This window comes from Pseudomonas putida, from assembly GCA_041879295.1.
GTDB lineage: Bacteria > Pseudomonadota > Gammaproteobacteria > Pseudomonadales > Pseudomonadaceae > Aquipseudomonas > Aquipseudomonas putida_Y.
The window spans coordinates 2,230,535-2,255,092 of the sequence record CP047152.1 but is presented as its reverse complement, the minus strand read 5'-3'; the positions used below and the strand labels follow the sequence as shown (position 1 = coordinate 2,255,092).

Genomic DNA, 24,558 nt, shown 5'->3' with positions numbered 1-24,558 from the left:
CCTGTCTGGTTAACGGGAAAAGGCCCGACTGTATGCGATCGTGATCACGTTCAGAGGGGCCTTGCACGGTTGCCTGCACATTGTAATCCAGCCCCTGAAAAGGGCCGTGGGCAGCAATATCATAATGACATCAATGCACGGTGCGCACCACTCTGGCCCTGTGGCTGGCTTGCCGGCGACAGGGCCAGTACAGGCGACGTCAGAGCACCCGCTTGATCAACGGTTCCAACCGGCTATAGCGCAACCGACGCAGAAACTTGCGCACTTGCTTGGGATGTTCGGCCTTCGCCCCCAGCGCCTCTGCCGAACCGATTTTCGGCGCAAAGCGCCGCAGTTCGCTCAACTCCGCTTCCCGTGGCGCCAGCCATTGCCCCTGCGGGTCGTCGATCAGCAGGCCGTTCTCAAGGTCCAGGTTGAACCCGCGCGGGTTCAGGTTGTTGCCGGTCAGCAACGAATAACGCTGATCGATCCACACGCCCTTGGCATGGAAGGTATGCCCGGGATCGTTCCAGATGCGTACTTGCAGCTGGCCACTGGCAATCGCGGCGTGGCGGCGGCGGGCGAAGGCGCGCAGGTTATCCTCATACAGATAGGGCAATGCACCACTGGCACTGAACGGTTCGCCAGGGGCGATGTAGAAGTCGTTGGCGGTGCGGTCACCGACAATCAGTTCCACCCCAACCCCTCGCGCCAGGGCGTGGTCAAGTTCGCGCATCACGACCTGCGGCGGGTTGAAGTACGGCGTACTGATGATGATCTGCGTGCGCGCCACTGCCAGCAAGGCGCACAGCGCCCGGTTCAGTGGATTGCCACGGCCCACACCCAACAGCGGGATCACCTGCAGGCCCTGCCCCGTCACGCTGGCCGGTACCTCATAGGCCATGCGCCGCAGCCGTGCGCGCAAGCGCCGAATGTCGCCGCGCAAGCTGCGGGTAGAAGGTGGCGCCGGCAGGTCGAGGCGCGGTGTGGCAGTGTGATGCAGCAAACGATGCACCAGGCCGACCATGGCATCAGCCAGTGCCGGTGACTGGAACAGGTGGTAGCGGTCCAGGCGATAGCGGTCGAAACGATGCAGGTAGACGTTGTTCAGACTGGCACCGGTGTAGATCACGCAATCGTCGATGATGCTGCCTTTGAGGTGCAACACCCCGAACAGTTCGCGGGTCTGCACTGGCACGCCATGGATGGCGATATCCAGCCCGCGCAACTGGCGCTGGGCCTGGTACCAGGCAGCATTGCCCGGCTGACGCCCGCCCCCCAGCAGCCCTCGCCTGGCGCGGAACCAGTCGACCACGATGGTGATCTCCAGGCCTGGCCGCGCGGCCTTGGCCTGGTACAAGGCATCCAGCACTTCCTGGCCAGCCTCGTCCTCTTGCAGGTACAGCGCGACAATAACGATGCGCCGAGTCGCCGTACGGATGCGCTCGAACAGGCACGCGCGGTAAGCCTTGGCATCGGGCAGCACCTGTATCGCTTCGGGGGGCATGGCGTAGCCTGACAAGCCCGCCAGCATGGATTCGGGGTTCACTGACGCTCACCTTCTCTGTGCAATCACTGTCGGCCCTGCCAGCCGGCGGGGCCATTCCTGGCCGCTGCATCCGGGGTGTATGATCGACCCCGCAACGACACATAACAACAAGAACCACGCGAGGCTCTGCTTTCTCACTGCCCCTGACCAACCAGGCCTCAGCTTGCACAGGAACAGCGCAATGGTCCACCCCGCTTCTGCAAACCTATCGCCGTCTATTGTAAAGGGTTGTTCGGCAAAGACCTTTGGCTTCCTGATTTTGCCCAATTTCACCACCATCGGCCTTGCGTCCGCGGTGGAGACCCTGCGCATGGCCAACCTGGCCGCGCGCAAGCCACTGTATCGCAGTGTGCTGATCGCCGCAGACGACGCGCCGGTGGTGGCCAGCAACGGCATGCGCGTGCTGCCCGATTACAACATCGCCAACGCCCCCGCGCTGGATGCCTTGCTGGTGGTCGGCGCCAACCCGATCGACCGAAGCCGTAGCAACCGCCCTCTGATCGACTGGTTGCGCCAACTGGCCCGCCAGCGCTTGCCACTGGGCGGTATCTGCACCGGTAGCTATCTGCTGGCCAAGGCCGAATTGCTCAAGGGTTACCGCTGCACCATCCACTGGGAAGACCTGCCGACGTTGCAGGCGCACTTCCCCGGTATCGTGATCTCCAGCCAGCTGTTCGAACTGGACCGCGACCGTTACACCTGCTCAGGTGGCGTGGCGGCCATGGACATGATGCTGCAACTGGTGGCCCGGGACACGGGCGGCCAGGACATCGCGGCCAAGGCCGCCGAGCTGTTGCTGTGCGACCGCGTACGCGGTGAGCGTGAGCGCCAGCGTGTGCCGCTGCGCACCCTGCTCGGCAGCGCTCAGCCCAAACTGAGCCAGGTGGTGGCGATCATGGAGGCCAATCTGGAGGAACCGCTGGGGTTGGAGGAACTGGCCAGCCTCAACGAAGTGACCGTGCGCCAACTGGAGCGGCTGTTCCACAAGTACCTGCAGCGCACGCCCAGCCAGTATTACCTGGAGCTTCGGCTGTCGAGGGCGCGGGAGTTACTGCTGCGCAGTGACGTGCAAGTACGTGAGGTAGCGCTGGCTTGCGGCTTCAGTTCGCCTGCGCATTTCTCCAAGAGTTATAGCCGGTTCTTCGGGCTGTCGCCTTTAGGGGAGCGGCGGCAGGCCTCTCTCCATTGAATAGGGTCATGTACTGGCTTGGCTGGCCTCTTCGCGGGCAAGCCCGCTCCTACACGCACATCGGTGGTCCGACACAGGCCGTTGTAGGAGCGGGCTTGCCCGCGAAGGGGCCAGTGCAGGTCAACTAATCTTCAAGGGCCGCGTGCGCCGTCTCCCGACACATCAGCATGGCCACCAGCGCCACCAGTGCTGCCGCCAGCAAGTAGCCTGCCGGGGCCAGCTTGCTGCCCGTCACCTGAATCAGCCAGGTGGCAATGAACGGCGCTGTCCCGCCAAACAGCGAGTTGGCCACATTGAAGCTCAGGGCAAACCCGCTGAAGCGCACCCGGGTCGGAAAGATTTCGGCCAGCAGGCACGGCAAGGTCCCGTCGTTCATCGCCAGCATCGCACCGAAAAGGATCTGGATGGCCAGAATCACCAGCAGCGGTTGCCCATCAAGCAGGCGGAACAACGGCACGGTCAACCCCAGGAACAACAGCGAGGCCACCACCAGCATGGTCTTGCGACCAAACTGGTCGGACAACCGTCCCATCAGGAAGATCAAGCCGATATAGGTGGCCAGCGACACCGTCGAGGCGATGAACGAATCCCGCTCGCTCATGCCCATTTCACTGGACAGGTAGGTCGGCATGTAACTGAGCAACAGGTAGAACGCAACCGCATTCAGGCAGGTGACACCTATGCCGATCGCCAGGCTGCGCCGGTGCTGGCCCAGCAGTTCGCGCAGCGGCGTCGTGGCCATGCCGGCCTTGGTTTCCAGACGCTGCTCCATCTCCAGGAACTTGGGCGTGTCCTGCAGGCTCATGCGGATATAGCGCCCTACCAGGCCGAACGGCGCCGCCAGCAGAAACGGCAGGCGCCAGCCCCACTCATGCAGGGCTTCACTGCTGAGCAGCTCATGCAGCACCGCGACGAACGCCGCACCGAACAACAACCCCGCTGCCGTGCTGGCCGGCACGATGCTGGTGTACAAGCCACGCCGCCCAGGCGGCGCGTATTCGGCCAGGAACGCAGCGGCCCCGGCGTACTCACCCGAGGCAGAAAACCCCTGTACCAGGCGGATCAGCAACAGCAAGGCCGGCGCCCACAGCCCGATCTGCGCATAGCCCGGCAACAAGCCGATGCAGAAGGTGGATACCGACATGATCAGGATCGACCATGACAGCGCGTTGCGCCGACCGTGTCGGTCGCCAAAATGGCCCCAGACGATGCCACCCAGCGGGCGCACCAGGAACGACAGGGCGAATACCGCAAAGGTGGCCAGCAAACCGGTGGTCTTGTCAGTTTGCGGGAAGAAGGTGGCGGCGATGATGGTGGCCAGATAGCCGTAGGCGGCGTAGTCGAACCACTCGACGAAGTTGCCCATGAAGCTGGCCCGGGCGGCCTTGCGCAGCGCCTGGCGTTCGGCGTTGTGTGCGGGGCCGGCAATAGCGGACGGGTCAAGGGTGGTGCTGGACATGACGTGTACCCTCTGATTCTTTTAATTGGAGGCAGGGTCTGGTGGTCATACGGGGATCTTGTTGTTGTCTGGGCCGGCCTCTTCGCGGGTGAACCCGCGCCTACGAAAACGGTGAAATCTTTGTAGGAGCGGGTTCACCCGCGAAGCAGCCGACGCCGATGCTTATTTGCGAATGATGTTGTGCTCCGGCCCATACGGGAACTTGGTGATGTTCTCGGCGCCGCTGTCGTTGACGATCAGGATGTCATGCTCGCGATAACCGCCAGCCCCCGGTCGCCCTTCAGGCAGCATGATCATCGGCTCGATCGACACCACCATGCCCGGCTCCAGCACGGTATCGATGTCCTCGCGCAGCTCCAGCCCCGCCTCGCGGCCATAGTAATGGCTGAGCGTGCCGAACGAATGGCCATAGCCGAAGGTGCGGTACTGCAGCAGGTCGTGACGCAGGAAAATCTCGTTCAGTTCGCGGGCGATATCGCTGCAGCGCATGCCCGGGCGCACCAGTTGCAGCCCGGCTTCGTGCACTTCGACGTTGGCCTGCCACAGGCGCAGGTACTCGTCCGGGCAGTGGTCAAGGAACAGGGTGCGCTCCAGCGCAGTGTAATAACCGGCGATCATGGGGAAACAGTTGAGGCTGAGGATCTCGCCCTTGCCCACACGGCGGCTGGTGACCGGGTTGTGCGCGCCATCGGTATTGAGCCCGGACTGGAACCAGGTCCAGGTGTCCATCAGCTCGGCGTCCGGGAAGCGTTTGGCAATTTCGCGCACCATCGCCTGGGTGGCATGCAGTGCCACCTCGTACTCGGGCACATGCTCACGCAGGGCCTCGACCACTGCCGCCCCGCCGATGTCGGCCACCTGCGCACCGTGACGGATAAGCGCCTGCTCCTCGGCCGACTTGATCATGCGCATACGCATGCACGGCGCAGCGATGTCCACCAGCTCGGCCTTGGGGTAGCAGGCGGCGAATTTGCCGTGGTTCTGCAGGTTCAGGTGGTCGTACTCCACGCCAATGCGCGAGGCCAGCGGCAACGCCTGCTGGATGGCGACAAAGTAGTTGTCGCGCTGCCAGTCGGTGTAGACGATGTTGTCAGTGCCGACCGTGCGCCGCCAGGGTTGCCCGCCGTCGATGTTGGCGCTGATCGAGACTACCTTGTCCTGGGTAATCACCAGCGCATAAGGGCGGCCGAACGAGCAGTAGAGGAAATCGCTGTAATAGTTGACGTTGTGATACGAGGTGAAGATTGCCGCCTCGATGTCCTGCTCGGCCATATAGGCCCGCAGCCGGGCGTGGCGAGCAGCGTATTCCTGAGCGGAGAAGGTTGGTTGTACCTTGTCGCCATTGCGGATTTTCAGGGTCTTGGGCATTTGCATGGTCGGGGTTCCTTGTCGTTGTGAGCACGCTGTTCAGGCCGGCCGCCTGAGAAGCATTGCAACAGAACCGACGAGGACACTTTTGTATCTATCCGACCTGGAATTGGCGGAATAACCAGTGGCCAAGGAGGGGCGCTAAGCGCCCCCCGCCAGGCAACGCTATTTCAAATCAAAGCGGTCCAGTTCCATGACCTTCTGCCAGGCGGCCACAAAGTCCCGGACAAACTTGTCACCCCCATCACTGCTGCCATACACCTCGCTCAACGCCCGCAACTGGGCATGCGAACCGAACACCAGATCGACCCGGCTACCGCTCCACTTCACCTGCCCGGTCTTGCGGTCGCGCCCTTCAAAGGTCTCGTTGTCCGCCGAGGTGGGTTTCCACTCCACGCTCATGTCCAGCAAGTTGCGGAAGAAGTCGTTGCTCAGCGTTCCCGGCTTGTCGGTGAACACGCCGAGGTTGCTGCCACCATGGTTGGCACCGAGCACGCGCAGGCCGCCGATCAGCACGGTCAGCTCCGGCGCGGTCAGGGTCAGCAACTGCGCCTTGTCCAGCAACAGTTTCTCGGCCTTGACGCTGTAACGTGCCTTGGTGAAGTTGCGGAAGCCATCGGCCAGCGGCTCCAGCACGGCGAACGACTCGACGTCGGTCTGCTCCTGAGACGCATCGACCCGCCCCGGGCGGAATCCTACGCTGCCGCTGTAACCGGCATCCTTGGCAGCTTTTTCGACTGCCGCGGTACCGGCCAGCACGATCAGGTCAGCCAGGGAAACCTTCTTGCCGCTGTTGTTGAACTCGGCCTGGATCTTCTCCAACACCGCCAGCACCTTGTCCACGCCCTGGTTTGCAGCCCAGTCCTTCTGTGGGGCCAAGCGCAAACGCGCGCCGTTGGCACCACCGCGCTTGTCGGAGCCGCGGAAGGTCGACGCGGATGCCCAGGCGGTGGAGACCAGTTCGCCCACGCTCAAACCCGAGGCCAGGATCCTGGACTTGAGGGTCGCGATGTCTTGCTCGCTGATCGTGGCTGGGTCGGCTTTGGGTAGCGGGTCTTGCCACAGCAACTCTTCATTGGGCATTTCCGGGCCCAGGTAGCGCGCTAGCGGGCCCATGTCGCGGTGGATCAGCTTGTACCATGCACGGGCAAAAGCATCCGCCAGCTGGTCAGGGTTTTCTTTGAAGCGGCGAGCGATTGGCTCGTAAATGGGGTCGAAACGCAATGCCAGGTCGGAGGTCAACATAGACGGTGCGTGCTTTTTACCGGGATCGTGTGCATCTGGCACCGTGCCTGCGCCTTTGCCGTCTTTCGGCCGCCACTGGTGCGCGCCAGCCGGGCTTTTGGTCAGCTCCCACTCAAAGTCGAACAGGTTATTCAGGTATTCGTTGCTCCACCGGGTCGGGGTGGAGGTCCAGGTCACTTCCAGGCCACTGGTGATGGTATCCCCGCCTTTGCCGGAGCCAAACGTGTTATGCCAGCCCAGGCCCTGCATCTCCAGGCCTGCCGCTTCCGGCTCGGGGCCGACGTTGTCGGCGGGGCCGGCACCGTGGGTCTTGCCGAACGCGTGCCCACCGGCGATCAACGCCACGGTTTCCTCATCGTTCATGGCCATGCGGCCAAAGGTTTCACGGATGTCCTTGCCTGAGGCCACCGGGTCCGGGTTACCTTCCGGGCCTTCCGGGTTCACGTAGATCAGGCCCATCTGCACGGCGGCCAACGGGTTTTCCAGGTTACGCTCGGCTGACAGGTTGCGATTCTGCTCTTCGCCATGCTTGGCCGGCTCGGCCACCAGGTCACCCTGCCCTGGCGCCTGCGCCTTGGCCTGATCCTTGCCATAACGGGTATCGCCGCCCAGCCACTCCTTTTCCGAGCCCCAGTACACGTCTTCGTCCGGCTCCCACACATCGGCACGCCCGCCGGAAAAGCCGAAGGTCTTGAAGCCCATGGACTCGAGGGCAACATTACCGGTGAGTACGATCAGGTCGGCCCAGGAAATCTTGTTGCCGTACTTCTGCTTGATCGGCCACAGCAGGCGCCGGGCCTTGTCCAGGCTGACGTTGTCCGGCCAGCTGTTGAGCGGGGCGAAACGTTGCTGGCCAGAGCCCGCCCCCCCACGGCCGTCACCAATGCGGTAGGTGCCGGCGCTGTGCCAGGCCATGCGGATGAACAGCGGGCCGTAGTGGCCGAAATCGGCCGGCCACCAGTCCTGCGAGTCGGTCATCAGGGCGGTCAGGTCTTTCTTCAGGGCCTGGAAGTCGAGGCTCTTGAACGCCTTGGCATAGTCGAAGTCCGGGTCGGGGCTGGACTTGGAGGAATGCTGGTGAAGAATTCTCAGGTTGAGCTGGTCAGGCCACCAGTCACGGTTGGTGGTGCCGCCACCTGCGGTTTGATGGAACGGGCATTTCGATTCGTTCGACATCTGCGGGTACCTTTGGGTCGGTTATCCAGATTTCCGGTCTATGCCAGTGTTCTTTCAGCCGAGCGGGTGGGCTCGTACTACCCCTCATCAGGTGTACACGGGGCTTGCGAAGCTGTCACGCCGGGGGGCCACGGTCTTGCACACAGGTGCTGACGCGCTGCCCGGTCGCGGAATTCGCGGGGCCACGGGAAAGACTAGTCGAGCTTGGGCAGAGTTCTAATAGAGTGGCTGTTGGAGCCTGATAGGCTGGCTCTGTCAGGCACTGGCCTGTATCGGCCGCATCGCGATCAAGCCCGCGACCAGGCCGGCACATCCATACAAGGCACAAGGCCCGGCACCCTGCTTAAATACACAGCCATACCCTTTGCCCCGGACGCCGAGCCCTCATGAACCGCAACGACCTGCGCCGCGTCGACATGAACCTGCTGGTGCTGTTCGAAGCCCTGATGATCGAACGCAACCTGACCCGCGTCGGCGAAAAGCTGTTTATCACCCAATCCACCGTCAGCGCCGCCCTCGCCCGCCTGCGCGAGCTGTTCGACGACCCACTGCTGATTCGCAACGGCCGGGCCATGGAACCCACCCCACGGGCCCTGCAGATCTTTGCCGAACTTGGCCCGGCCATGGACGTGATTTCCGCCGCCATCAGTCGCGCGCGCGAGTTCGACCCGGCCAACAGCTGCAACGTGTTCCGCCTGGGGCTTTCTGACGATGCCGAGTTCGGCCTGTTTCCGGCCCTGCTGCAGGCCCTGCGCGAAGAGGCCCCGGAGATCAGCGTGGTAGTGCGGCGGGCCAACTTTCTGCTGATGCCCGGCCTGCTGGCCAGCGGCGAGATCTCGGTAGGCGTGAGCTATACCACCGACCTGCCGGCCACCGCCAAACGCCGCAAACTACGCGACATCGGCGTACGGGTGCTGCGCGCCGACGACCGCCCAGGGCCGCTGACCCTCGACGAATACTGCGCCCGCCCGCATGTGATGGTGTCGTTCTCCGGTGACATGAGCGGCAACATCGACCTCGATCTGGCCCGCATCGGTCGTTGCCGCAAGGTGGTGCTGGCGGTGCCGCAGTTCGGTAGCCTGCGTGCCCTGCTGCGCAACACCGAGCTGATCGCCACCGTGCCGGACTATGCCGCTTGTGCCCTCGCCGACGACGGCAGCCTGCGCGCCGACCCGGCGCCGTTCGACATCACCGAGGCCGAGCTGTCGATGGTCTGGAGCGGCGCCCAGGACAACGACCCCGCCGAGCGCTGGCTGCGCGACCGCATCCTGCAGTTCATGGCCACGCAGTGATGCCCTCTTCGCAGCGCAACGCTGCGCCTAACGGTCGTACAGCCTGAAGCACGCGGCTGCTATTTGCCGCGCTGCATCCACGCTGCACCGAGCCCGCTGAGGCAGATCACCAAAATCCCCACCAGGCTCAGGGTATCCGGCACCTGGCTGTACACCACGAAGCCGAGCAACCCGGCAAACACGATCTGGCAATAACTGAACGGCGCCAGCAACGCTGGCGCTGCATGGCGGAAGGCCTGGGTCAACAGCAGGTGCGCAGTCATGCCAAAGCCGCCCAGTGCCAGCATCAACAGAGCATGGTCCCAGCGCGGCACTTCCCAGAAGAACGGCACCAGCGCACTCATCGCCAAGGTGTTGCACAACCCTGCATAGAAGTTGCTGGTGGTCGGGCTGTCATGCGCCGCCAGAATGCGCGTCAGCAACTGATAGAAGCAGAAGCCCAATGCCGAACCGAACGGATACAGAATGGCCGGGGTAAACATCGCCCCACCCGGGTGCACCACTACCAGCACGCCAATAAAGCCCATCACCACCGCCACCCACTGCCCCACTGTCACTCGCTCTTTCAGCAGCGGCGCCGACAGCGCGGTGACCAGCACCGGGGCAAGGAAGTTGACGGCCGTGGCCTCCGCCAGTGGCAGGTACTGCAAGCCGGTCGTGAACAGCAGGCTGGTGCTCAGCAGGCTCAGGGCCCGCAAGGTCTGCAATACCGGCCGGCGGGTGCGCAACACGTTGAGCCCAGACTTGGGCAGGAAGATGCCGGCCATCAGCAACGTGTGCACCACATAACGCGCCCACACCACCATGACTATCGGGTACAGGCCACCCAGGAATTTGGACAAGGCATCGTGGCTGGCGAACAGGAACGTCGCCACCACCACCAACGCGATGCCGCGCAGGGGTTGGTTGACGCCGGACAGCGGTGTGCTGGAACTCATGGCTCTCTCGATGACGGCGCGGCAGCAAGCCGCGCCCGGGGAAGGATGCGCAGGCATTGCCCGGCGGATGTAACAGCTGGGATTCTAGAAGAGATGCCGCAGAATAAGGAAGTTCATTTGCCGCTTGCCCCGGCCAAGTGCAATTTCTGTTCGCTGATCGACCACTTTCCACCTGGCATGCATGGCCCGTGCACGGTTGATCGCTGACCATCGACCGACCCCTGCACCCTACAAGGAATTTACATGCAAAGGCTCACCACCCGCACCGGCCTGGACCTGCCCGCCATCGGCCTGGGCACCTGGCCAATGACCGGCAGTGAATGCACCCAGGCCGTGCGCCAGGCACTGGACGTGGGTTACCGACACATCGACACCGCCACCGCCTACGAAAACGAAGCGGCCGTTGGCCAGGCACTGCGCGACAGCGACGTGCCACGCGAGCAGATTCACCTGACCACCAAGGTCTGGTGGGACCGTCTGGAGCCCAAAGCCATGCGTCAGTCGCTGGAAGACAGCCTGCGCGCGCTGGGTACCGAACAGGTTGACCTGTTCCACATCCACTGGCCAGGCACAGACTGGGACCTGGCCCGCAGCATCGACACCCTGGTAGCCCTGCGTGACGAAGGCAAGGCGCGCCACATCGGCGTGGCCAACTTCCCATTGGGGTTATTGCGCCAGGTGGTGGAAACCCTGGGCGCGCCGTTGTCGGCGATTCAGGTGGAATACCATGTTCTGCTCAGCCAGCAACCGCTACTCGACTTCGCCCGCAGCCATGATTTGTTGCTCACCGCCTATACCCCGCTGGCACGCGGCCAGGCAGCGGCGCAGCCGGTGATCCAGGCGATTGCCCGCAAGCATGGCGTGCTGCCCAGCCAGGTAGCGCTGAAATGGCTGCTGGATCAGGACGGCGTGGCGGCGATCCCCAAAGCCAGCAGCCGCGAAAACCAGCTGGCCAACCTGGCCGCATTGACCGTGCAGCTGGATGACGAAGACCGCGCAGCCATTGCCGGGCTGCCGAAAGACCAGCGCGTGGTCAGCCCGCCGTTTGCGCCGGACTGGAACAGCTGAGGCCGCCGCGCAAGTCACTATTCTTGCGTGATGACCTGCTTCAACCGCTCGCTCGCCGGTGCCGGCCGCCCGTAAAAGTAGCCCTGGAAGTGCGAACAGCCTTCCGCCGCGAGCCGGCGCATCTGCTCCTCCGACTCCACGCCTTCGGCCGTGGTCTTGATCATCAGGCTGTTGGACAGCTCGGTAATGGCGCGAATGATCGACATGGCCTCGCGGCTGTCGCACATGTCATGCACGAACGACTTGTCGATCTTGATCCGGTCGAAGGGGAACGAGCGCAGGTAGCCCAGCGATGAGTAGCCCGTACCAAAGTCATCCAGTGAAATGGACACGCCCAGGTCTTTCAGGGCGCGTAAGGTGCGCACGTTTTCCTCGCTGTTGCCCAGCAGCACCGATTCGGTAATTTCCAGCTCCAGTCGCTGCGGCGGCAGGCCAGAGTCGGCCAGCGCGAGGGCGACGGTATGCACCAGATCGCCGTTCTTGAACTGCACCGCCGACAGGTTGACCGACACCGTCTGCTCACCGTCCCAGCTTGCCGCCTCCTGGCAGGCCAGATTCAGCGCACGGTTGCCCAGCTCGTGGATCAACCCGGTTTCTTCTGCAATGGGGATGAAATCCATCGGCATGACCATGCCACGGGTCGGGTGTTCCCAGCGCAGCAGCGCCTCATAACCGGTAACGCTGCTGGTCTGATGATCGACTACCGGCTGGTAGTGCAGCTGCAACTGCCCCAGGTGCAGCGCTGTGCGCAGGTCGGTTTCCATCAGACGGCGCTGGCGGGCGGCAACGTCCAGTTCGACATCGAAGCATTCATAACGATTACGGCCGTTACGCTTGGCTTGGTACAGCGCCATGTCGGCATAGCCCAACAGCTGCTCTGCCTGGTCATTGTCATCAGGCGCGATGGCGATGCCGATACTCACCCCCACCGCGAACTGATGCCCTTCGATCTGGAACGGCGGGCTGATGGCCTTGATCAGGCGTTGCGCGGTATTACATGCGGCATCCCGCCCCTCCAGGCCCGTCAGCACCACGGCAAACTCATCGCCACCCAGGCGGGCCAAGGTGTCGTGCTCACGCAGTTCGCGGCGCAGACGCTTGCCCAACTCGCGTAGCAGCTTGTCACCGAAAGCATGGCCAAGGGAGTCGTTGATGTTTTTGAAGTTGTCCAGATCCAGGCACAGGGCAGCGGTCAGCTTGGCGTTTTCGCTGCCGCGCAACAAGGCCTGGCGTAGCCGTTCGTGGAACAGCGTGCGGTTGGGCAGCCCGGTGAGCGCGTCATGGTGCGCCATGTGGTGGATCTGCGCATGGGCGGCCAGCTCTTCGGTGGCGTCTTCAGCCACGAACAACACGTAATCGGCCTGCCCCTCGCGGCTCTGGCTGAGCAGGGTACGGCTGCGCAGGGTGCGTGGACCACGGGCAGTTTCCACGCGGGTTTCGGCGGCGTGCCCCTTGGTACTGCGGGCACCACGCACGAATTGCTGCTCCAGGTAGTCACCGGCAGCCGGTGCCAGGCATTCCTTGGGCAACTGGCCGATCATGCTGCGCTGCGGCCCACCGAACAGGCGTTCGGCCTGCTGGTTGGCCAACAGGATGCGCTGGCTTTCCAGGTCCTGGACGATGACGCTCGCGGGAATGTTGGCAATGACCGAATCGAGGAACTGCGACAGCTTGGCCATCTCCTGGCTGTACTGCTCGGCCAGCTCTTTGGCCTGCAGCAGTTCGAGCTCCTGGCGGTGGCGTTCGGAAATGTCGCGGGTGACCTTGGCGAAACCCACCAGTTGCCCGGCATCGTCGTACACCGCTTCGATGACCACATGGGCGTGGAAGGCCGTACCGTCCTTGCGCAGGCGTGCGCCCGTTTCTTCAAAGCGTCCGGTGCTGCGCGCCTGCTCCAGGTTAAATGTCGGCAACCCGGCTGCGCGCTCGGCATCGGTGTAGAACACAGAGTAGTGCTGGCCGACGATTTCTTCGGCATGGTACCCCTTGGCGCGCTGGGCCCCGGGGTTCCAGTTGGCGACGATACCTTCAGGGGTAAGCAGGTAGATGGCATAATCCACCACGCTCTGGATCAATAGCCGGTACATGATGTCGGGGTTTGCTGCGAGCGACATGAACTTTACCTGAACTTTCGAAACGCATGAAAAGGGACCCCGGCAAGCGGCGGCCGGGTCTTGGAAAGCGATAATGGCATTATGCTGCCAATGAAAATTTTGTGAAGCAACTCACAAAAATGGCGCTTCTCGTTATCAGGCCGAACGAAAGCGCACGCCCCCTCAATGGCGGGTGCCAGTCACCAGAAAATTGAGCAAGTCCGGCTCATCCCCCAAAGCGATAGCCTGCGCCGGCCGCGGCAGGCTCGCCAGCACTGCATTGCAGAAAGCCACGGCGGCCAGATCCTGTGCGTAGCAGCGCAGCAGCCAGTCGCCCTTGCCCCCCAGCAACTGCAACGCCACCGCCTGGCCGATGCCCTGGCGACGGTACTTCTTCAAGATGAACAGGTCGGCAAGCTCCTGCGCATCGATGCCAGGCAGTTCGCTGCGCTCGACCAGCACGAAGCCGGCGATGAACCCGTCTGCCAGCACCAGAAACGCGCCCCAGCCGTCGTCCTGCCAGTAACGTTGCAGGTGCTGCTCGTGGATGTAGAAGCGGCCATCCGCCTCGACGTCTTCCTGCTCCCAGTCGGAGGACTCGTAGCAATAGAACTGGTAGAGATTGCGGATCAGTGGAGCCTGGTCGATGGTGGTTGGCAGCAGCGCGAGGGGGAGCATGGTGTGGGGCCTGAGCAAAAGGACGATTCTAGATCACCAGGCCCTTGCAGCAAAAAGCCCGGGACCTCCCCGCACGGAAAGCCCCAGGCAAAATCACAGTGACACAACCTCGGGCTCAGCCCTCCTGCAACGCCCGCGGCCGATGGCTTCGCTCTTCGGCGTCAGGCGACTGGGCACCCTGCAAGCGGAAGTCGAACGACAGCTCGGCAAAGCGCTCGCCTTGCACGCCGCGGTCGCGCGCCGCCGCGGCATCCTCGACAAAACGCAGTTCGCCGATCAGCCCGTCACGGGTGGCATAGGCAAAGTCGTCCCACAGGTACTTGTCGCCTGCAAAGTTGATCTGCGTGGTCAGGTGTCGGTGCCCTGGAGCCGAGATGAAGAAGTGCACGTGCGCCGGGCGCTGGCCGTGGCGGCCAAGCAGGTCCAGGCATTCCTGGGTTGGGCCTTGCGGGTCGCAGCCATACCCCGATGGCACGATCGAGCGCGCGCGGTAACGGCCCTCGGCATCGGTGATGATACGCCGGCGCAGGTTGAACTCGGACTGGGTCGAATCGAAGTACGAATAGGTGCCCTGGGTGTTGGCGTGCCACAGGTCGACGGTGGCACCGGCCAACGGCTTGCCGTTGGCATCGAACACCTGGCCCTGAAGGAACATCACCACGCCTGGGTCAGTGCCGTCGTCCATGCGCACTTCGCCCTGGGCCAGCGGCGCCCCGGCAACGTACAACGGGCCTTCGATGGTGCGCGGGGTGCCGCCGCCAAGGCCGGCTTCGGCATCCTTGGCATCCTGCAGCAGGTCGAGGAAGTGCTCGATGCCCAGGCCAGCAGCCAGCAGGCCCGCCTCATTACGGCCGCCCAGGCGGTTGAGGTAGTCGACGGCGTGCCAGAACTCGTCCTCGGTGATTTCCAGGTCTTCGATCAGCCGAGCGGTGTCCTGCAGCACGCGCAGAATGATCTGCTTGAAGCGCGGTTTTCCTTCGGCATGGTCCAGGCCAGCCACCTGGTTGAAGAAGGCTTGAATGTCGGCAGTGTGGGAAATTTTCACGGTCATCGTGCTTACCTCGTATTGTTCTTGTCAGGCATACAGGTGCGAATCAGCGATCGTCGCTGTGAATAGACGAGGGATGCCGACACAGGCCGTCGACCTCGATGTCCATGTACGGAAACAGCGGCAGCTGCATCAATGTGTCATGCAACGCCTCGACGCTGGGCACATCGAACACGCTGTAGTTGGCGTAATGCCCGGCAATGCGCCACAGGTGGCGCCAGGTGCCTTCACGCTGCAGGCGCTGGGCCAGTTCCTTTTCATCAGCCTTGAGCTGGGCGGCCTTGGCCGGGTCCATGTCGACCGGCAGCTTCACGGTCATCTTTACGTGGAACAACATGGTTATCTCCTTGCTTGCTGATCAGCGACGGGCGAAACGCGCCAGGCGCTGTTCGTCCAAAGTCAGGCCAAGGCCTTGGGTATAGGGGATGTGCAGCTGGAAGTCGCGGTACTGCGGCGGCTCGTTGACAATTTCCTCGGTCAGCAGCAGCGGCCCGAACAGCTCCGTACCCCAGGTGAGCTGGCGCAGGGTGAGGAATGCATGGGCCGACGCCAGGGTGCCGATCGAACCTTCGAGCATGGTGCCGCCGTACAAGGCGATGCCGGCAGCTTCGGCGATCTGTGCAGTGCGCAGCACCGCGCGCGGGCCGCCATTCTTGGCGATTTTCAGGGCGAAGATGCTGGCGGCGCCGTCGGCGGCCAGGCTGAAGGCGTCCTCGACGCTTTCGATCGACTCATCGGCCATGATCGGTGCCGGGCTGCGCTGGTTCAGGCGCACCTGGCCACCGCGGTTGATGCGCGAAATCGGCTGCTCGATCAGGTCGATACCATTGTCGCCCAATACCTGGCAGGCGCGGATGGCCTGGGACTCGTCCCAGTACTGATTGACGTCGACCCGCACGCTGGCGCTGTCACCCAGCTCGCGCTTGATCGCGATCACATGCTTGAGGTCCTGCGCCACCGGGTTGGCGCCGATTTTCAGCTTGAACACGCGGTGCCGGCGAATTTCCAGCATGTGCTGTGCTTCGGCGATGTCGCGGGCGGTGTCGCCGCTGGCCAGGGTCCAGGCCACCTCCAGGCTGTCACGCACGCGGCCCCCCAGCAGTTCGCTGACCGGCAGACCCAGGCGTTTGCCGTGGGCGTCGAGCAAGGCGCTTTCGATGCCAGACTTGGCGAAGGTATTGCCCTTGGCCAGCTTGTCCAGCTTGAGCATGGCGGCATTGATGTTGTCTGCTGGCAGGCCGATCAGCGCCGGGGCGAGGTACGTGTCGATATTGGCCTTGATGCCTTCGGGGCTTTCGTAGCCATAAGCCAGACCACCGATGGTGGTGGCTTCGCCGATGCCTTCCACGCCATCGCTGCAGCGCAGGCGCAATACCACCAGGGTCTGCTGCTGCATGGTGTGCATCGCCAGCTTGTGCGGGCGAATGGTCGGCAGGTCGACGATAATTGCCTCTATGTGTTCAATCAGCGCGCTTGTCATTGTTGCCAGGTCCCGTCAGGTCGGGCTTTCAGTTGCAGGCCCGAGTGATGCGTTTACTTGATTGTTGAAGGATTGCGCGAGACCCTGACGACCGTCCAATATCAAATGAATCTCCCACCATACCCTGGAGGTCTGATGGAGCTGCGCCACCTGCGTTACTTCAAAGTCTTGGCCGAGACCTTGAACTTCACCCGCGCCGCCGAGCTGCTGCACATCGCCCAGCCACCACTGAGCCGGCAGATCAGCCAACTGGAGGACCAGCTCGGCACCCTGCTGGTGGTACGCGAACGTCCGCTGCGGCTGACCGAGGCCGGCCGTTTCTTCTACGAACAGACCTGCACCGTGCTGCAGCAGTTGCAGAACATCAGCGACAACACCCGCCGCATCGGCCAGGGCCAGCGCCAGTGGCTGGGCATCGGTTTTGCGCCCTCTACCCTGTACACCGTGCTGCCGGAGCTGATCCGCGAACTTCGCCAGGACAGCGAGCTGGAACTGGGCCTGAACGAGATGACCACACTGCAACAGGTGGAGGCGCTGAAAAGCGGGCGTATCGACATTGGCTTCGGGCGCATTCGCATCGACGACCCGGTGATTCACCAGCAGGTGCTGTGCGAGGACCCGCTGGTGGCCGTGCTGCCCAAGGGCCACCCCCTGGCGGGCAGCCCGCTCAGTCTGGCCCAGCTGGCTGGCGAAGCGTTCATCCTCTACCCGGCCAATCCCCGGCCCAGCTATGCCGACCACGTGCTGGCGCTGTTCGCCCACCACGGCATGAGCATTCGTGTCAGCCAGTGGGCCAACGAACTGCAGACCGCCATCGGCCTGGTAGCGGTTGGCGTCGGTGTGACCCTGGTGCCAGCATCGGTACAGCAGCAGCACCGTCCCGATATCGAGTATGTCGGCCTGCTTGATAGCGGCGCCGTCAGCCCCATCATCCTCAGCCGGCGCAAGGGTGATGTAAGCCCGATCGTGAAGCGGTGCCTGGCGTTGATCGAGCAACAGGCAATATGAACACACCATGCACCTTGTGGGGAGCGGGCGCGCCGGCGAACACGGGCAAAGCCCGTGCTATGCACCGGTTCTCCTGCTTCGCGGGCAGGCCCCACAGGGACTCTATAGCCCTGCCCCATTGCCTATGCGTGCCCCGTATACCCATCGGTATATGGATGTTCCCGATGATCTGTTTCATGCTCCGGCACGCGAATCGCGAAACGCCCGGGCTCAAGACAGTCAATCAAAAATCATCGGGAGTCGAACATGGCTGGACGTCTTAACGGCAAGGTGGCGCTGATCACTGGCGGTGCGGGTGGCTGCGGGCTAGCCGCATCGGAGCTGTTCGCGGTAGAAGGGGCAAGGGTAGGCATTGTCGACCTGCCCGGCAGCAAGGGCGCCGAAGTTGCAAGGCGATTGCGTGATGCAGGTTACCAGGCCATCTTCGCCGCCGCCGATGTCTCGGACGCACAACAAGTGAAGGCCGCGGTGGCGGCCGTAGAAGAGGCCTTCGGCCACATCACCGTGCTGATGAACCACGCGGGCATCCTGTCGGCCATGCCCTTCCTGGAAACCAGTGAAGAAGAATGGGACCGGATCATGGCCGTGAACGTGAAGAGCATGTTCCTGGTCACCGGCGCGGTGTTGCCGGGCATGCTCGCGGCCGGCGGCGGCAGTATCGTCTGCACTTCATCCATCTCGGCAGTGGTGGGCACGCCGATGGAGGTGCTGTATTGCACCAGCAAGGGTGCCACCCATATGTTCGCCCGGGCTATCGCTGTGGAGTTTCGCGACCGAGGCATTCGCGCCAATGCCATCTGCCCGGGCTTCATCGCCACCGCCCACGGCCTGCGCGAGATCGATATGTTGCGCAAACATGGCGTGGACGTCAGCGAACAGGCCATCGCTGCCGCCCAGGGGCGCTTGTGCCAACCCTCGGAAGTCGCCAGCGCAGCCTTGTTCCTGGCCAGTGACGACGCCAGTTTCGTAAACGGTGCGCACCTGTTTGCCGACAATGGCTACACCGCCCTCTGATTACAAGAACAACCGGCAGGAGAACGATGTGAGCACCTCTTCCAACAACATGCATATCAACGAATTCGGCCTTGAACACGCGCACTGGCGCAACTGGGCCGGTAACCAGTCCTGCATCCGTACAGCACGCGGGGCACCGGCCAGCGAGGACGAACTGTGCTCAATGGTCAGCCAGGCCAGCAGCAATGGCATGAACGTGCGCGTGGCCGGCTCGGGGCATTCCTTCACCCCAGTGGCACTGACCAATGGCCTGCACCTGACCCTGGCCAACATGAGCGGCGTACGCCATATCGACCACGAGAGGAAGCGCGTCACCGCTGCCGCCGGCACCACCATCAATGCCTTGGGCAAGACATTGCGTGCCGCCGGGTTATCAATGGTCAACCAGGGCGACATCGACAGCCAGTCGATTGCAGGCGCATTGACTACCGGTACCCACGGCACCGGTCTGACCCTCGGCAACCTGGCCTCGTCGATTGTCGGCATGAAGCTGGTGCAACCCAATGGCGAAATACTCGTGGTCGACGAAAGCACCCCTGACCTGCTACAAGCGGGTCGGGTGTCGCTGGGCGTACTGGGCATTGTTTCCGAACTGACCTTGCAGGTGACCGACAGCTTCAACCTGCACGAGCGCATCTGGCGCGAAGACTTCGAAAGCGTGATGGAAAAGCACGACGAACTGGCACGCAAACACCGCCACTTCAGCTTCTTCTGGTGCCCCTACGAGCAAAGCCGGCATTGCTATTGCCTACCCGATACCGCCGCCACCTCTACAAGCGGGCGCACCACCGATGTCTGCGAAGTGAAGGTCATGGACATCACCGGCCACCCGATCTGGGAAAGCGAGTTCGAGAAAGTGGCCTACAGCTCGGATGTGTACCCGATCGAGTACCTGCCCAACTTTCACGAGCTGGAATACGCTGTGCCGTTGCGCCACAGCAAGGAAGCGTTGCGGGCCGTGCGCAAGCTGATGCTGGAGGACTTCCCCAAGGCCATCTACCCCATCGAGTACCGCTTTACTGCCGGTGACGGGGCGTGGATGAGCCCATTCTTCGAGCAGGACAGCGTGACCATTTCAGTGTCCGGCCAGCCGGGTACCGACTACTGGGACTATCTGCGGGCGGTGGATCAGATCCTGCGTTCCTATGGCGCCAGACCGCACTGGGGCAAGCTGCATTTCCTGACGGGTGAAGATGTGAGTGCAATATACCCGCGTGCCGAGGACTTCCGTAAGCTGCGCCGCCAGCTCGATCCGCAAGGGATCTACCTCAGCGAGCACCTGAGTCCGCTGTTCAGGTGACCTGTACCTGATACAGCAAGGGGCTGCTTTGCAGCCCCTTGCTGTATCAGCCCTTGGCCAGATAATCGATAAACAGGCGAAACAGTTCGGCGTTGGATGAAATTTCCAGGCGCTGATAGATGTTGTGCTTGTGCACCTTTACCGTCCCATCGGAAATATTCAGCTGCCGCGCAATCGACGCATTGCTGTGCCCCTGTAACAACAACTTGGCGATAAGGCGCTGCGTTTCAGTCAGTTGCCCTTGCAAGATCTCTACGAAGGCGTCCTCCAGCACCACCCCCTCTGGTGCTGCGCGCAGGATATCAGCGTAACGCAATCGACAGTGCTGACCAAAAACCGAAGCCAGCAGCGGCGACATTGCAGCCAACAGGTCCATTTCTCCTGCACCGAAATCCCCGCTGCCGTGGTTGCGCATCAGCGAATAGACGATCGCCAACCGGGGCCGAAGGGGAATGATGAAGCCCACCTCATCCACCGCCGTCCCATAGTCGGACGACACGCAGGGGTGGATGTCCTTGGAAATGGCAAACCCTGAAGAGAAGAAGCAGTCAGGTGCCAGTTCGCTCATGCGCCATAGCCCGGCTGGGTGCTCGTTGACGCAAGCAACGTAGAACGGGTCAAGCAGGTAGCCGCCGCGCACGTAGGCGTTCAACGTACGCTCCGTGACCGTACGGTTGTACCCGTTATGCACCAGCAGTGCTGGTTGATTGAACTGGAACAGGTAGGCGCAACTCATGTCGAACGTCAGCTTGCTGCGCAGCCACGCATCCAGCGCCGGTCCCAGCTGTTCGCTGCCGATCGCCTCGATCACCGCTGCCAACTCGTTTGCCTCATCTTTTGTCATTGTTCACCACACGCTCATGCACCGAAGGCCTGCATGACCTTACCGCCTTGATCGGTTAAAAACACAAAATCCGGAGCGCCCAGGACGCTCCGGATTATGCGCATGACGCTTTTGCTCAGGACGGCTCGGCCACCCCCTTGCAGACACCTGCGGCAGCGTCCTGACGCCCCAACTCCTGCGCCTTGGGCACCGCCAGCCAACTGGCCAGCAGCATGGCGATCAGGCCGCCACTGAGTTTGCCTATCATCAACGGCAGTATCAGCGAGGGCTGGAAGTTGGCGGAGAAGGCCATGTGGTCGCCAAAGGTGAACGCGGCGCACACAGAGAAAGCGATCACCAATACCTTGTCCTTGGGCGGCATTTCGCTGACCAAGCGAAACATGGCCAGGATATTCGCCGAGGCCGCCAATACCCCGGCCGCACCGACACCAGACATGCCAAAGCGCGAGGCAACCCGTTCGATTGGCCGCGCCAGGAAGCGCTTGAGCAAGTGCACCATGGGGAACGCCCCGCACAGCATCAGGCCGATGTAGCCAGCAATTTCCAAGGCGCGAAACTGATCATCGGCATCGGCGATGATCGGCGCAAAACCCCAGCTGCCGAACAGGTGGCTGAACAGGCCGGTGAAGTACTGCACGATGGACGCTACCAGCACCAGAACCACGGCGATGTACATGAACTGGCCGAGCTTGAGGAACAGGTACACCATCAGTGTGGGGAAGTAGCGCAATGCTGCTGCCAGGGCAATGCAAAACAGGATCAACGGCATCAGGTTGCGCAGCAGCATTGCCCAGGTGAAGTGCAGTGCCTGGGTAGCGGCGCCAGTGGTAGCGATGTCCGGACGCACGCTCAGGCCAAGCGCCTGCATGGTCATGGCAATGATCATGATGCTCAGCGGAATGGTCAGCAGCCCGGCCATGATCCCCAGTGCCATGTACTTGTGGTCGGCCTTGCGCAGCATGGCCAACCCGACCGGAATGACGAAGATGATGGTGGCGCCGCACTGAAAGCCGGTGATCAGGCCTAGGATCCAGCCTTCCTGGCTTTGCGCCAGCGCTTTGGCTAACTGGTAGCCGCCCATGTCCGAGGCGATGAAGATGGGACCGGCGATGCCAGGGTCGGCCCCGATGGCCTGGAACAGTGGCGCGATCACATGACTGATACCAGCTGAAATGTACGGGATCGCCGCCATGATGCCGGCTACCGGGATAAAGATGGGGCCGATGCTGTGCAGGCCGGCGATGAACTCCTGGCCCAGTTCGCCTTCGGGGTTGTAGATGGATGCCAGGGCACCCAGTACCGCGCACACCATGATGACGTAGATGACATAGGTGCCGATGCTTTCCATTTGCCGCCTCATTTTTAGAGTTTTGGGTTGGCAGGACTGAAATGTAACGGGGCATCGTTGTTGTTATGGCTTGAGCATGGCGCGCCCCGTCGAGGGTTAAGCTATGCGGCAAGGTGCAGGGCTGTCCATATACCGGGAGGTATAGAAAATTGATCACCGCGTTACGCTAAGGATTTCCAGCTGATCACCGCGTAACCAGTCGATAAATCGTGCAAACAACTCCGATTGCGAGTTGATCTCAAGTTTCATGTACAGGTTCTTGCGGTGCATGCGCACGGTCTCCGGCGAGATACCCAGCTCCAGCGCGGTAGATTTCACCGAGTGCCCGCGCAAGATCATGTGCGCCACTTCCCGCTCGCGGTCGGTCAGCACCTGGCAGCCAAAGCTGTCGAACGCTGCCTGCAGGCTGCCACGCTCGGTTGATGCAGCGCCCGGTTCCAGGTTGTGCCGGGCATAACGCCCCAGCAGTTCGCGCACCATCGGCTCCAGCGCACGCAACAGGTCGACCTGCCCGGCATTCAGGCGCTTGCCGCTGCAGCCTTGGAACAGGCTCAGCGACAGCTTGCGGCCTGGGCTGAGGTCGACGATGTAGTAGCTGTCTTCACTGCAACCTGTACCCAGGTAATAGGCCTTGTAGTAGTCGCTTTCGAAGAAGTTGTCGGGGGCGATTTCCTGCAGGTGGTAGAAACCTTCGGCCAGGCCGCTTTGCACGGCAAGGCAGAAAGGGTCCAGCAGGTAGCCGGCACTGAAATAGCGCTCCAGCACGGCGGCCCGGTGCCGTTCGGGGATGCCTTGCTGGTACAGCAACTGCGGTGCCCGCCCCTGGCACTCAAGGCTGATCATCATCGACTCCACCTGCACCAACTGGCCGATGGCAGCGGCCACATACTCCAGCGCCTCGGGGGTTTCGCCATGGGCCAGGGCGCGTTGCAACGCCGCGTGCCACTGCTGCAGCGCGCCCATTGTGAGGGTAAGCGGGGTGTCGGGAGAGGCCTGGGTCATGCCCGGCAGTCTAGCCTGCCAGGCACGCCCGCGCACAGCCCTTTGCGCCAGGTTCATCGGCCTTGGTACAGGCCAAGTGCCGTGAGTTCACGCGCGGTTTCGATGATGCACTGGCGCAGGGTCTCGACGATCTCGTCCACCTGTGCATGGGTGATGATCAACGGAGGCGACATCACGTTCAGGTGCATGATCGGACGCACCAGCAAGCCTTTTCCCTGCGCCTTGCTGTGGATCCGCTCGCCGATGTTCACCTCATCGGCGAACAGTGCCTTGCTGGCCTTGTTGGCGACGAACTCGACACAGGCCATCAGCTTCATGCAGCGCACATCCCCCACCAGCGGCAGCTCGCGCAGGCTCTGCAAACGTTGCTCAAGGTATCCCCCCACGTCCTTGACATGATCGAGCAGTTGCTCGCGCTCGATGATCTCGATGTTCTTCAGCGCCGCCGTGCAACACACCGGGTGGCCGCTGTAGGTGAAACCGTGGGTGAAGCAACGGCCCTTGCCCGGCTCGGCAATCACTTGCCAGATGCGCTCGGAAAAAATACACGCGCCCAGCGGCAGGTACGCCGAGGTCAGGCCTTTGGCGGTGGTGATGATGTCTGGGGTGACGCCAAACAGTTCCTCGCTGGCGAAGAAGGTGCCCAGACGCCCGAACGAGGTCACCACTTCGTCGGCGACGAACAGGATGTCGTAGGTCTGGCACAGCTGCCACATGCGCTGGAAGTAGCCCTCGGGCGGAATGATCACCCCGCCCGAGCCCATGATCGGCTCGGCGAAGAACGCCGCCACGTTGTCGGCACCCAGCGAAAGGATCTTGTCCTCGAACTCCGCTACCAGAAAGTCGAGGAACTCCGCCTCGTCCATGTCGTCTGGCGCGCGGTACGGGTTGGGGTTGGAGACGTGGTGGATCAGGTCGTGGTGGTAATCGAACTCCGGCACCCGGTCGGCGGCCTTGTTGCCAATCGACATGGTCAGGGTGGTGGAGCCATGGTAGGCGTTGTAACGGGCGATGATGTGCTTCTTGTGCGGCTTGCCGCGGCAGTTCTGGTAGTACTGGATCAGCCGGTAGGCCGTATCGACCGCGGTCGAGCCGCCCGTGGTGAGGAACACATGGTTCAAGTCACCCGGCGCCAGCTGCGCGAGCTTCTGGCACAGTTCGATGGCGACGTCGTTGGCCATGTCGGAGAACGGGTTGGAATAGGCCAGCTGGCGCACCTGGTCAGCGATGGCCACGGCCATTTCCTCACGGCCCAGGCCAATGTTGGTGCACCACATGCCGCCGACGGCATCGAGGAAACGGTTGCCATGGGTGTCGCGAATGTAGGCGCCCTCACCGGCGACGATGTTCAATGCACCTTGCTCGCGGTGCTCGTCGAACACATGGTAGCCGTGCATGTAGTGGGCCTTGTCGGCGTCCACCAGCGGGTCGTGGGCAATGGCGAATGCTTTGCTTGGGGTGGCCATGGGCAGCTCCTTGG

The 24,558-nt window shown here is 62.6% G+C and carries 20 protein-coding genes; 6 read left to right on the top strand and 14 right to left on the bottom strand.

Going from position 1 to position 24,558, the window contains the following annotated elements; genetic code table 11:
• Positions 1–199 precede the first annotated feature (199 nt).
• Positions 200–1,528: a CDP-diacylglycerol--serine O-phosphatidyltransferase gene (pssA, locus tag GST84_10195; protein XGB12723.1), complete on the bottom strand. Its 1,329-nt coding sequence runs from the start codon at positions 1,526–1,528 to the stop codon at positions 200–202.
• 181 nt (positions 1,529–1,709) lie between these two features.
• Here pssA and GST84_10190 point away from each other — a divergent pair, with 181 nt between their 5' ends.
• Positions 1,710–2,717, top strand: coding sequence for a helix-turn-helix domain-containing protein (locus GST84_10190; protein XGB12722.1), 1,008 nt, complete (start codon positions 1,710–1,712; stop codon positions 2,715–2,717).
• A gap of 124 nt (positions 2,718–2,841) precedes the next feature.
• Here GST84_10190 and GST84_10185 read toward each other — a convergent pair whose 3' ends face one another.
• From GST84_10185 to katG, 3 genes are all read right to left on the bottom strand, one after another.
• On the bottom strand, positions 2,842–4,176 hold the full coding sequence (locus tag GST84_10185) for an MFS transporter (GenBank protein XGB12721.1): 1,335 nt from the start codon (positions 4,174–4,176) through the stop codon (positions 2,842–2,844).
• A 162-nt stretch (positions 4,177–4,338) separates the two neighbouring features.
• Complete coding sequence (locus tag GST84_10180) at positions 4,339–5,550, bottom strand: M24 family metallopeptidase (protein ID XGB12720.1); 1,212 nt, start codon at positions 5,548–5,550, stop codon at positions 4,339–4,341.
• A 159-nt stretch (positions 5,551–5,709) separates the two neighbouring features.
• Positions 5,710–7,965, bottom strand: coding sequence for a catalase/peroxidase HPI (katG, locus tag GST84_10175; protein XGB12719.1), 2,256 nt, complete (start codon positions 7,963–7,965; stop codon positions 5,710–5,712).
• Positions 7,966–8,351: 386 nt separating this feature from the next.
• On the opposite strand from katG, the gene GST84_10170 reads away from it, so the two are divergent.
• Entirely contained in the window at positions 8,352–9,257 is a 906-nt protein-coding gene (locus tag GST84_10170) for a LysR family transcriptional regulator (protein XGB12718.1), read from the top strand.
• 59 nt (positions 9,258–9,316) lie between these two features.
• On the opposite strand, the gene GST84_10165 is transcribed toward GST84_10170, so the two are convergent.
• Positions 9,317–10,195 carry an EamA family transporter gene (locus GST84_10165; GenBank protein XGB12717.1) on the bottom strand — a complete coding sequence of 293 codons (879 nt, stop codon included), beginning with the start codon at positions 10,193–10,195 and terminating at the stop codon, positions 9,317–9,319.
• A 243-nt stretch (positions 10,196–10,438) separates the two neighbouring features.
• Here GST84_10165 and GST84_10160 point away from each other — a divergent pair, with 243 nt between their 5' ends.
• Positions 10,439–11,263 carry an aldo/keto reductase gene (locus GST84_10160; GenBank protein ID XGB12716.1) on the top strand — a complete coding sequence of 275 codons (825 nt, stop codon included), beginning with the start codon at positions 10,439–10,441 and terminating at the stop codon, positions 11,261–11,263.
• Between the two features lie 17 nt (positions 11,264–11,280).
• Here GST84_10160 and GST84_10155 read toward each other — a convergent pair whose 3' ends face one another.
• From GST84_10155 to GST84_10135, 5 genes are all read right to left on the bottom strand, one after another.
• Positions 11,281–13,377, bottom strand: coding sequence for an EAL domain-containing protein (locus tag GST84_10155; GenBank protein XGB12715.1), 2,097 nt, complete (start codon positions 13,375–13,377; stop codon positions 11,281–11,283).
• 162 nt (positions 13,378–13,539) lie between these two features.
• Positions 13,540–14,034 carry a GNAT family N-acetyltransferase gene (locus tag GST84_10150; protein ID XGB12714.1) on the bottom strand — a complete coding sequence of 165 codons (495 nt, stop codon included), beginning with the start codon at positions 14,032–14,034 and terminating at the stop codon, positions 13,540–13,542.
• Between the two features lie 115 nt (positions 14,035–14,149).
• The gene (gene catA, locus GST84_10145) at positions 14,150–15,085 is read right to left on the bottom strand and encodes a catechol 1,2-dioxygenase (protein ID XGB12713.1); all 936 of its coding nucleotides are present in this window, start codon (positions 15,083–15,085) and stop codon (positions 14,150–14,152) included.
• A 43-nt stretch (positions 15,086–15,128) separates the two neighbouring features.
• A complete protein-coding gene (catC, locus tag GST84_10140; GenBank protein ID XGB12712.1) occupies positions 15,129–15,419 on the bottom strand; it encodes a muconolactone Delta-isomerase in 291 nt (96 codons plus the stop codon).
• 21 nt (positions 15,420–15,440) lie between these two features.
• Positions 15,441–16,562, bottom strand: a complete 1,122-nt coding sequence (locus GST84_10135) for a muconate cycloisomerase (protein XGB12711.1) — start codon at positions 16,560–16,562, stop codon at positions 15,441–15,443.
• 135 nt (positions 16,563–16,697) lie between these two features.
• On the opposite strand from GST84_10135, the gene GST84_10130 reads away from it, so the two are divergent.
• The 3 genes from GST84_10130 (at position 16,698) to GST84_10120 (ending at position 19,884) form a co-directional block, all read left to right on the top strand.
• A complete protein-coding gene (locus tag GST84_10130; GenBank protein XGB12710.1) occupies positions 16,698–17,570 on the top strand; it encodes a LysR family transcriptional regulator in 873 nt (290 codons plus the stop codon).
• Positions 17,571–17,816: 246 nt separating this feature from the next.
• Complete coding sequence (locus GST84_10125; GenBank protein ID XGB12709.1) at positions 17,817–18,584, top strand: SDR family oxidoreductase; 768 nt, start codon at positions 17,817–17,819, stop codon at positions 18,582–18,584.
• 28 nt (positions 18,585–18,612) lie between these two features.
• Positions 18,613–19,884 (top strand): FAD-binding protein, encoded by a 1,272-nt coding sequence (locus tag GST84_10120; GenBank protein ID XGB12708.1) that lies wholly within the window; start codon positions 18,613–18,615, stop codon positions 19,882–19,884.
• A 46-nt stretch (positions 19,885–19,930) separates the two neighbouring features.
• On the opposite strand, the gene GST84_10115 is transcribed toward GST84_10120, so the two are convergent.
• The 4 genes from GST84_10115 to GST84_10100 form a co-directional block, all read right to left on the bottom strand.
• Positions 19,931–20,728, bottom strand: a complete 798-nt coding sequence (locus GST84_10115) for a LuxR family transcriptional regulator (protein XGB12707.1) — start codon at positions 20,726–20,728, stop codon at positions 19,931–19,933.
• A gap of 115 nt (positions 20,729–20,843) precedes the next feature.
• The gene (gene eutH, locus GST84_10110) at positions 20,844–22,076 is read right to left on the bottom strand and encodes an ethanolamine utilization protein EutH (protein XGB12706.1); all 1,233 of its coding nucleotides are present in this window, start codon (positions 22,074–22,076) and stop codon (positions 20,844–20,846) included.
• Positions 22,077–22,229: 153 nt separating this feature from the next.
• On the bottom strand, positions 22,230–23,078 hold the full coding sequence (locus tag GST84_10105; GenBank protein ID XGB12705.1) for a LuxR family transcriptional regulator: 849 nt from the start codon (positions 23,076–23,078) through the stop codon (positions 22,230–22,232).
• A gap of 53 nt (positions 23,079–23,131) precedes the next feature.
• Positions 23,132–24,544 carry an aminotransferase gene (locus tag GST84_10100; GenBank protein ID XGB12704.1) on the bottom strand — a complete coding sequence of 471 codons (1,413 nt, stop codon included), beginning with the start codon at positions 24,542–24,544 and terminating at the stop codon, positions 23,132–23,134.
• Between the last annotated feature and the right edge of the window lie 14 nt (positions 24,545–24,558).

What these genes read in the sequence shown, in the direction of transcription:
- GST84_10190 (XGB12722.1), top strand. Translation starts at nt 1,710, where the DNA reads ATGGTCCACCCCGCTTCTGCAAACCTATCGCCGTCTATTGTAAAGGGT.
- GST84_10185 (XGB12721.1), bottom strand. Translation starts at nt 4,176, where the DNA reads ATGTCCAGCACCACCCTTGACCCGTCCGCTATTGCCGGCCCCGCACAC.
- GST84_10180 (XGB12720.1), bottom strand. Translation starts at nt 5,550, where the DNA reads ATGCAAATGCCCAAGACCCTGAAAATCCGCAATGGCGACAAGGTACAA.
- katG (XGB12719.1), bottom strand. Translation starts at nt 7,965, where the DNA reads ATGTCGAACGAATCGAAATGCCCGTTCCATCAAACCGCAGGTGGCGGC.
- GST84_10170 (XGB12718.1), top strand. Translation starts at nt 8,352, where the DNA reads ATGAACCGCAACGACCTGCGCCGCGTCGACATGAACCTGCTGGTGCTG.
- GST84_10165 (XGB12717.1), bottom strand. Translation starts at nt 10,195, where the DNA reads ATGAGTTCCAGCACACCGCTGTCCGGCGTCAACCAACCCCTGCGCGGC.
- GST84_10160 (XGB12716.1), top strand. Translation starts at nt 10,439, where the DNA reads ATGCAAAGGCTCACCACCCGCACCGGCCTGGACCTGCCCGCCATCGGC.
- GST84_10155 (XGB12715.1), bottom strand. Translation starts at nt 13,377, where the DNA reads ATGTCGCTCGCAGCAAACCCCGACATCATGTACCGGCTATTGATCCAG.
- GST84_10150 (XGB12714.1), bottom strand. Translation starts at nt 14,034, where the DNA reads ATGCTCCCCCTCGCGCTGCTGCCAACCACCATCGACCAGGCTCCACTG.
- catA (XGB12713.1), bottom strand. Translation starts at nt 15,085, where the DNA reads ATGACCGTGAAAATTTCCCACACTGCCGACATTCAAGCCTTCTTCAAC.
- catC (XGB12712.1), bottom strand. Translation starts at nt 15,419, where the DNA reads ATGTTGTTCCACGTAAAGATGACCGTGAAGCTGCCGGTCGACATGGAC.
- GST84_10135 (XGB12711.1), bottom strand. Translation starts at nt 16,562, where the DNA reads ATGACAAGCGCGCTGATTGAACACATAGAGGCAATTATCGTCGACCTG.
- GST84_10130 (XGB12710.1), top strand. Translation starts at nt 16,698, where the DNA reads ATGGAGCTGCGCCACCTGCGTTACTTCAAAGTCTTGGCCGAGACCTTG.
- GST84_10125 (XGB12709.1), top strand. Translation starts at nt 17,817, where the DNA reads ATGGCTGGACGTCTTAACGGCAAGGTGGCGCTGATCACTGGCGGTGCG.
- GST84_10115 (XGB12707.1), bottom strand. Translation starts at nt 20,728, where the DNA reads ATGACAAAAGATGAGGCAAACGAGTTGGCAGCGGTGATCGAGGCGATC.
- eutH (XGB12706.1), bottom strand. Translation starts at nt 22,076, where the DNA reads ATGGAAAGCATCGGCACCTATGTCATCTACGTCATCATGGTGTGCGCG.
- GST84_10105 (XGB12705.1), bottom strand. Translation starts at nt 23,078, where the DNA reads ATGACCCAGGCCTCTCCCGACACCCCGCTTACCCTCACAATGGGCGCG.
- GST84_10100 (XGB12704.1), bottom strand. Translation starts at nt 24,544, where the DNA reads ATGGCCACCCCAAGCAAAGCATTCGCCATTGCCCACGACCCGCTGGTG.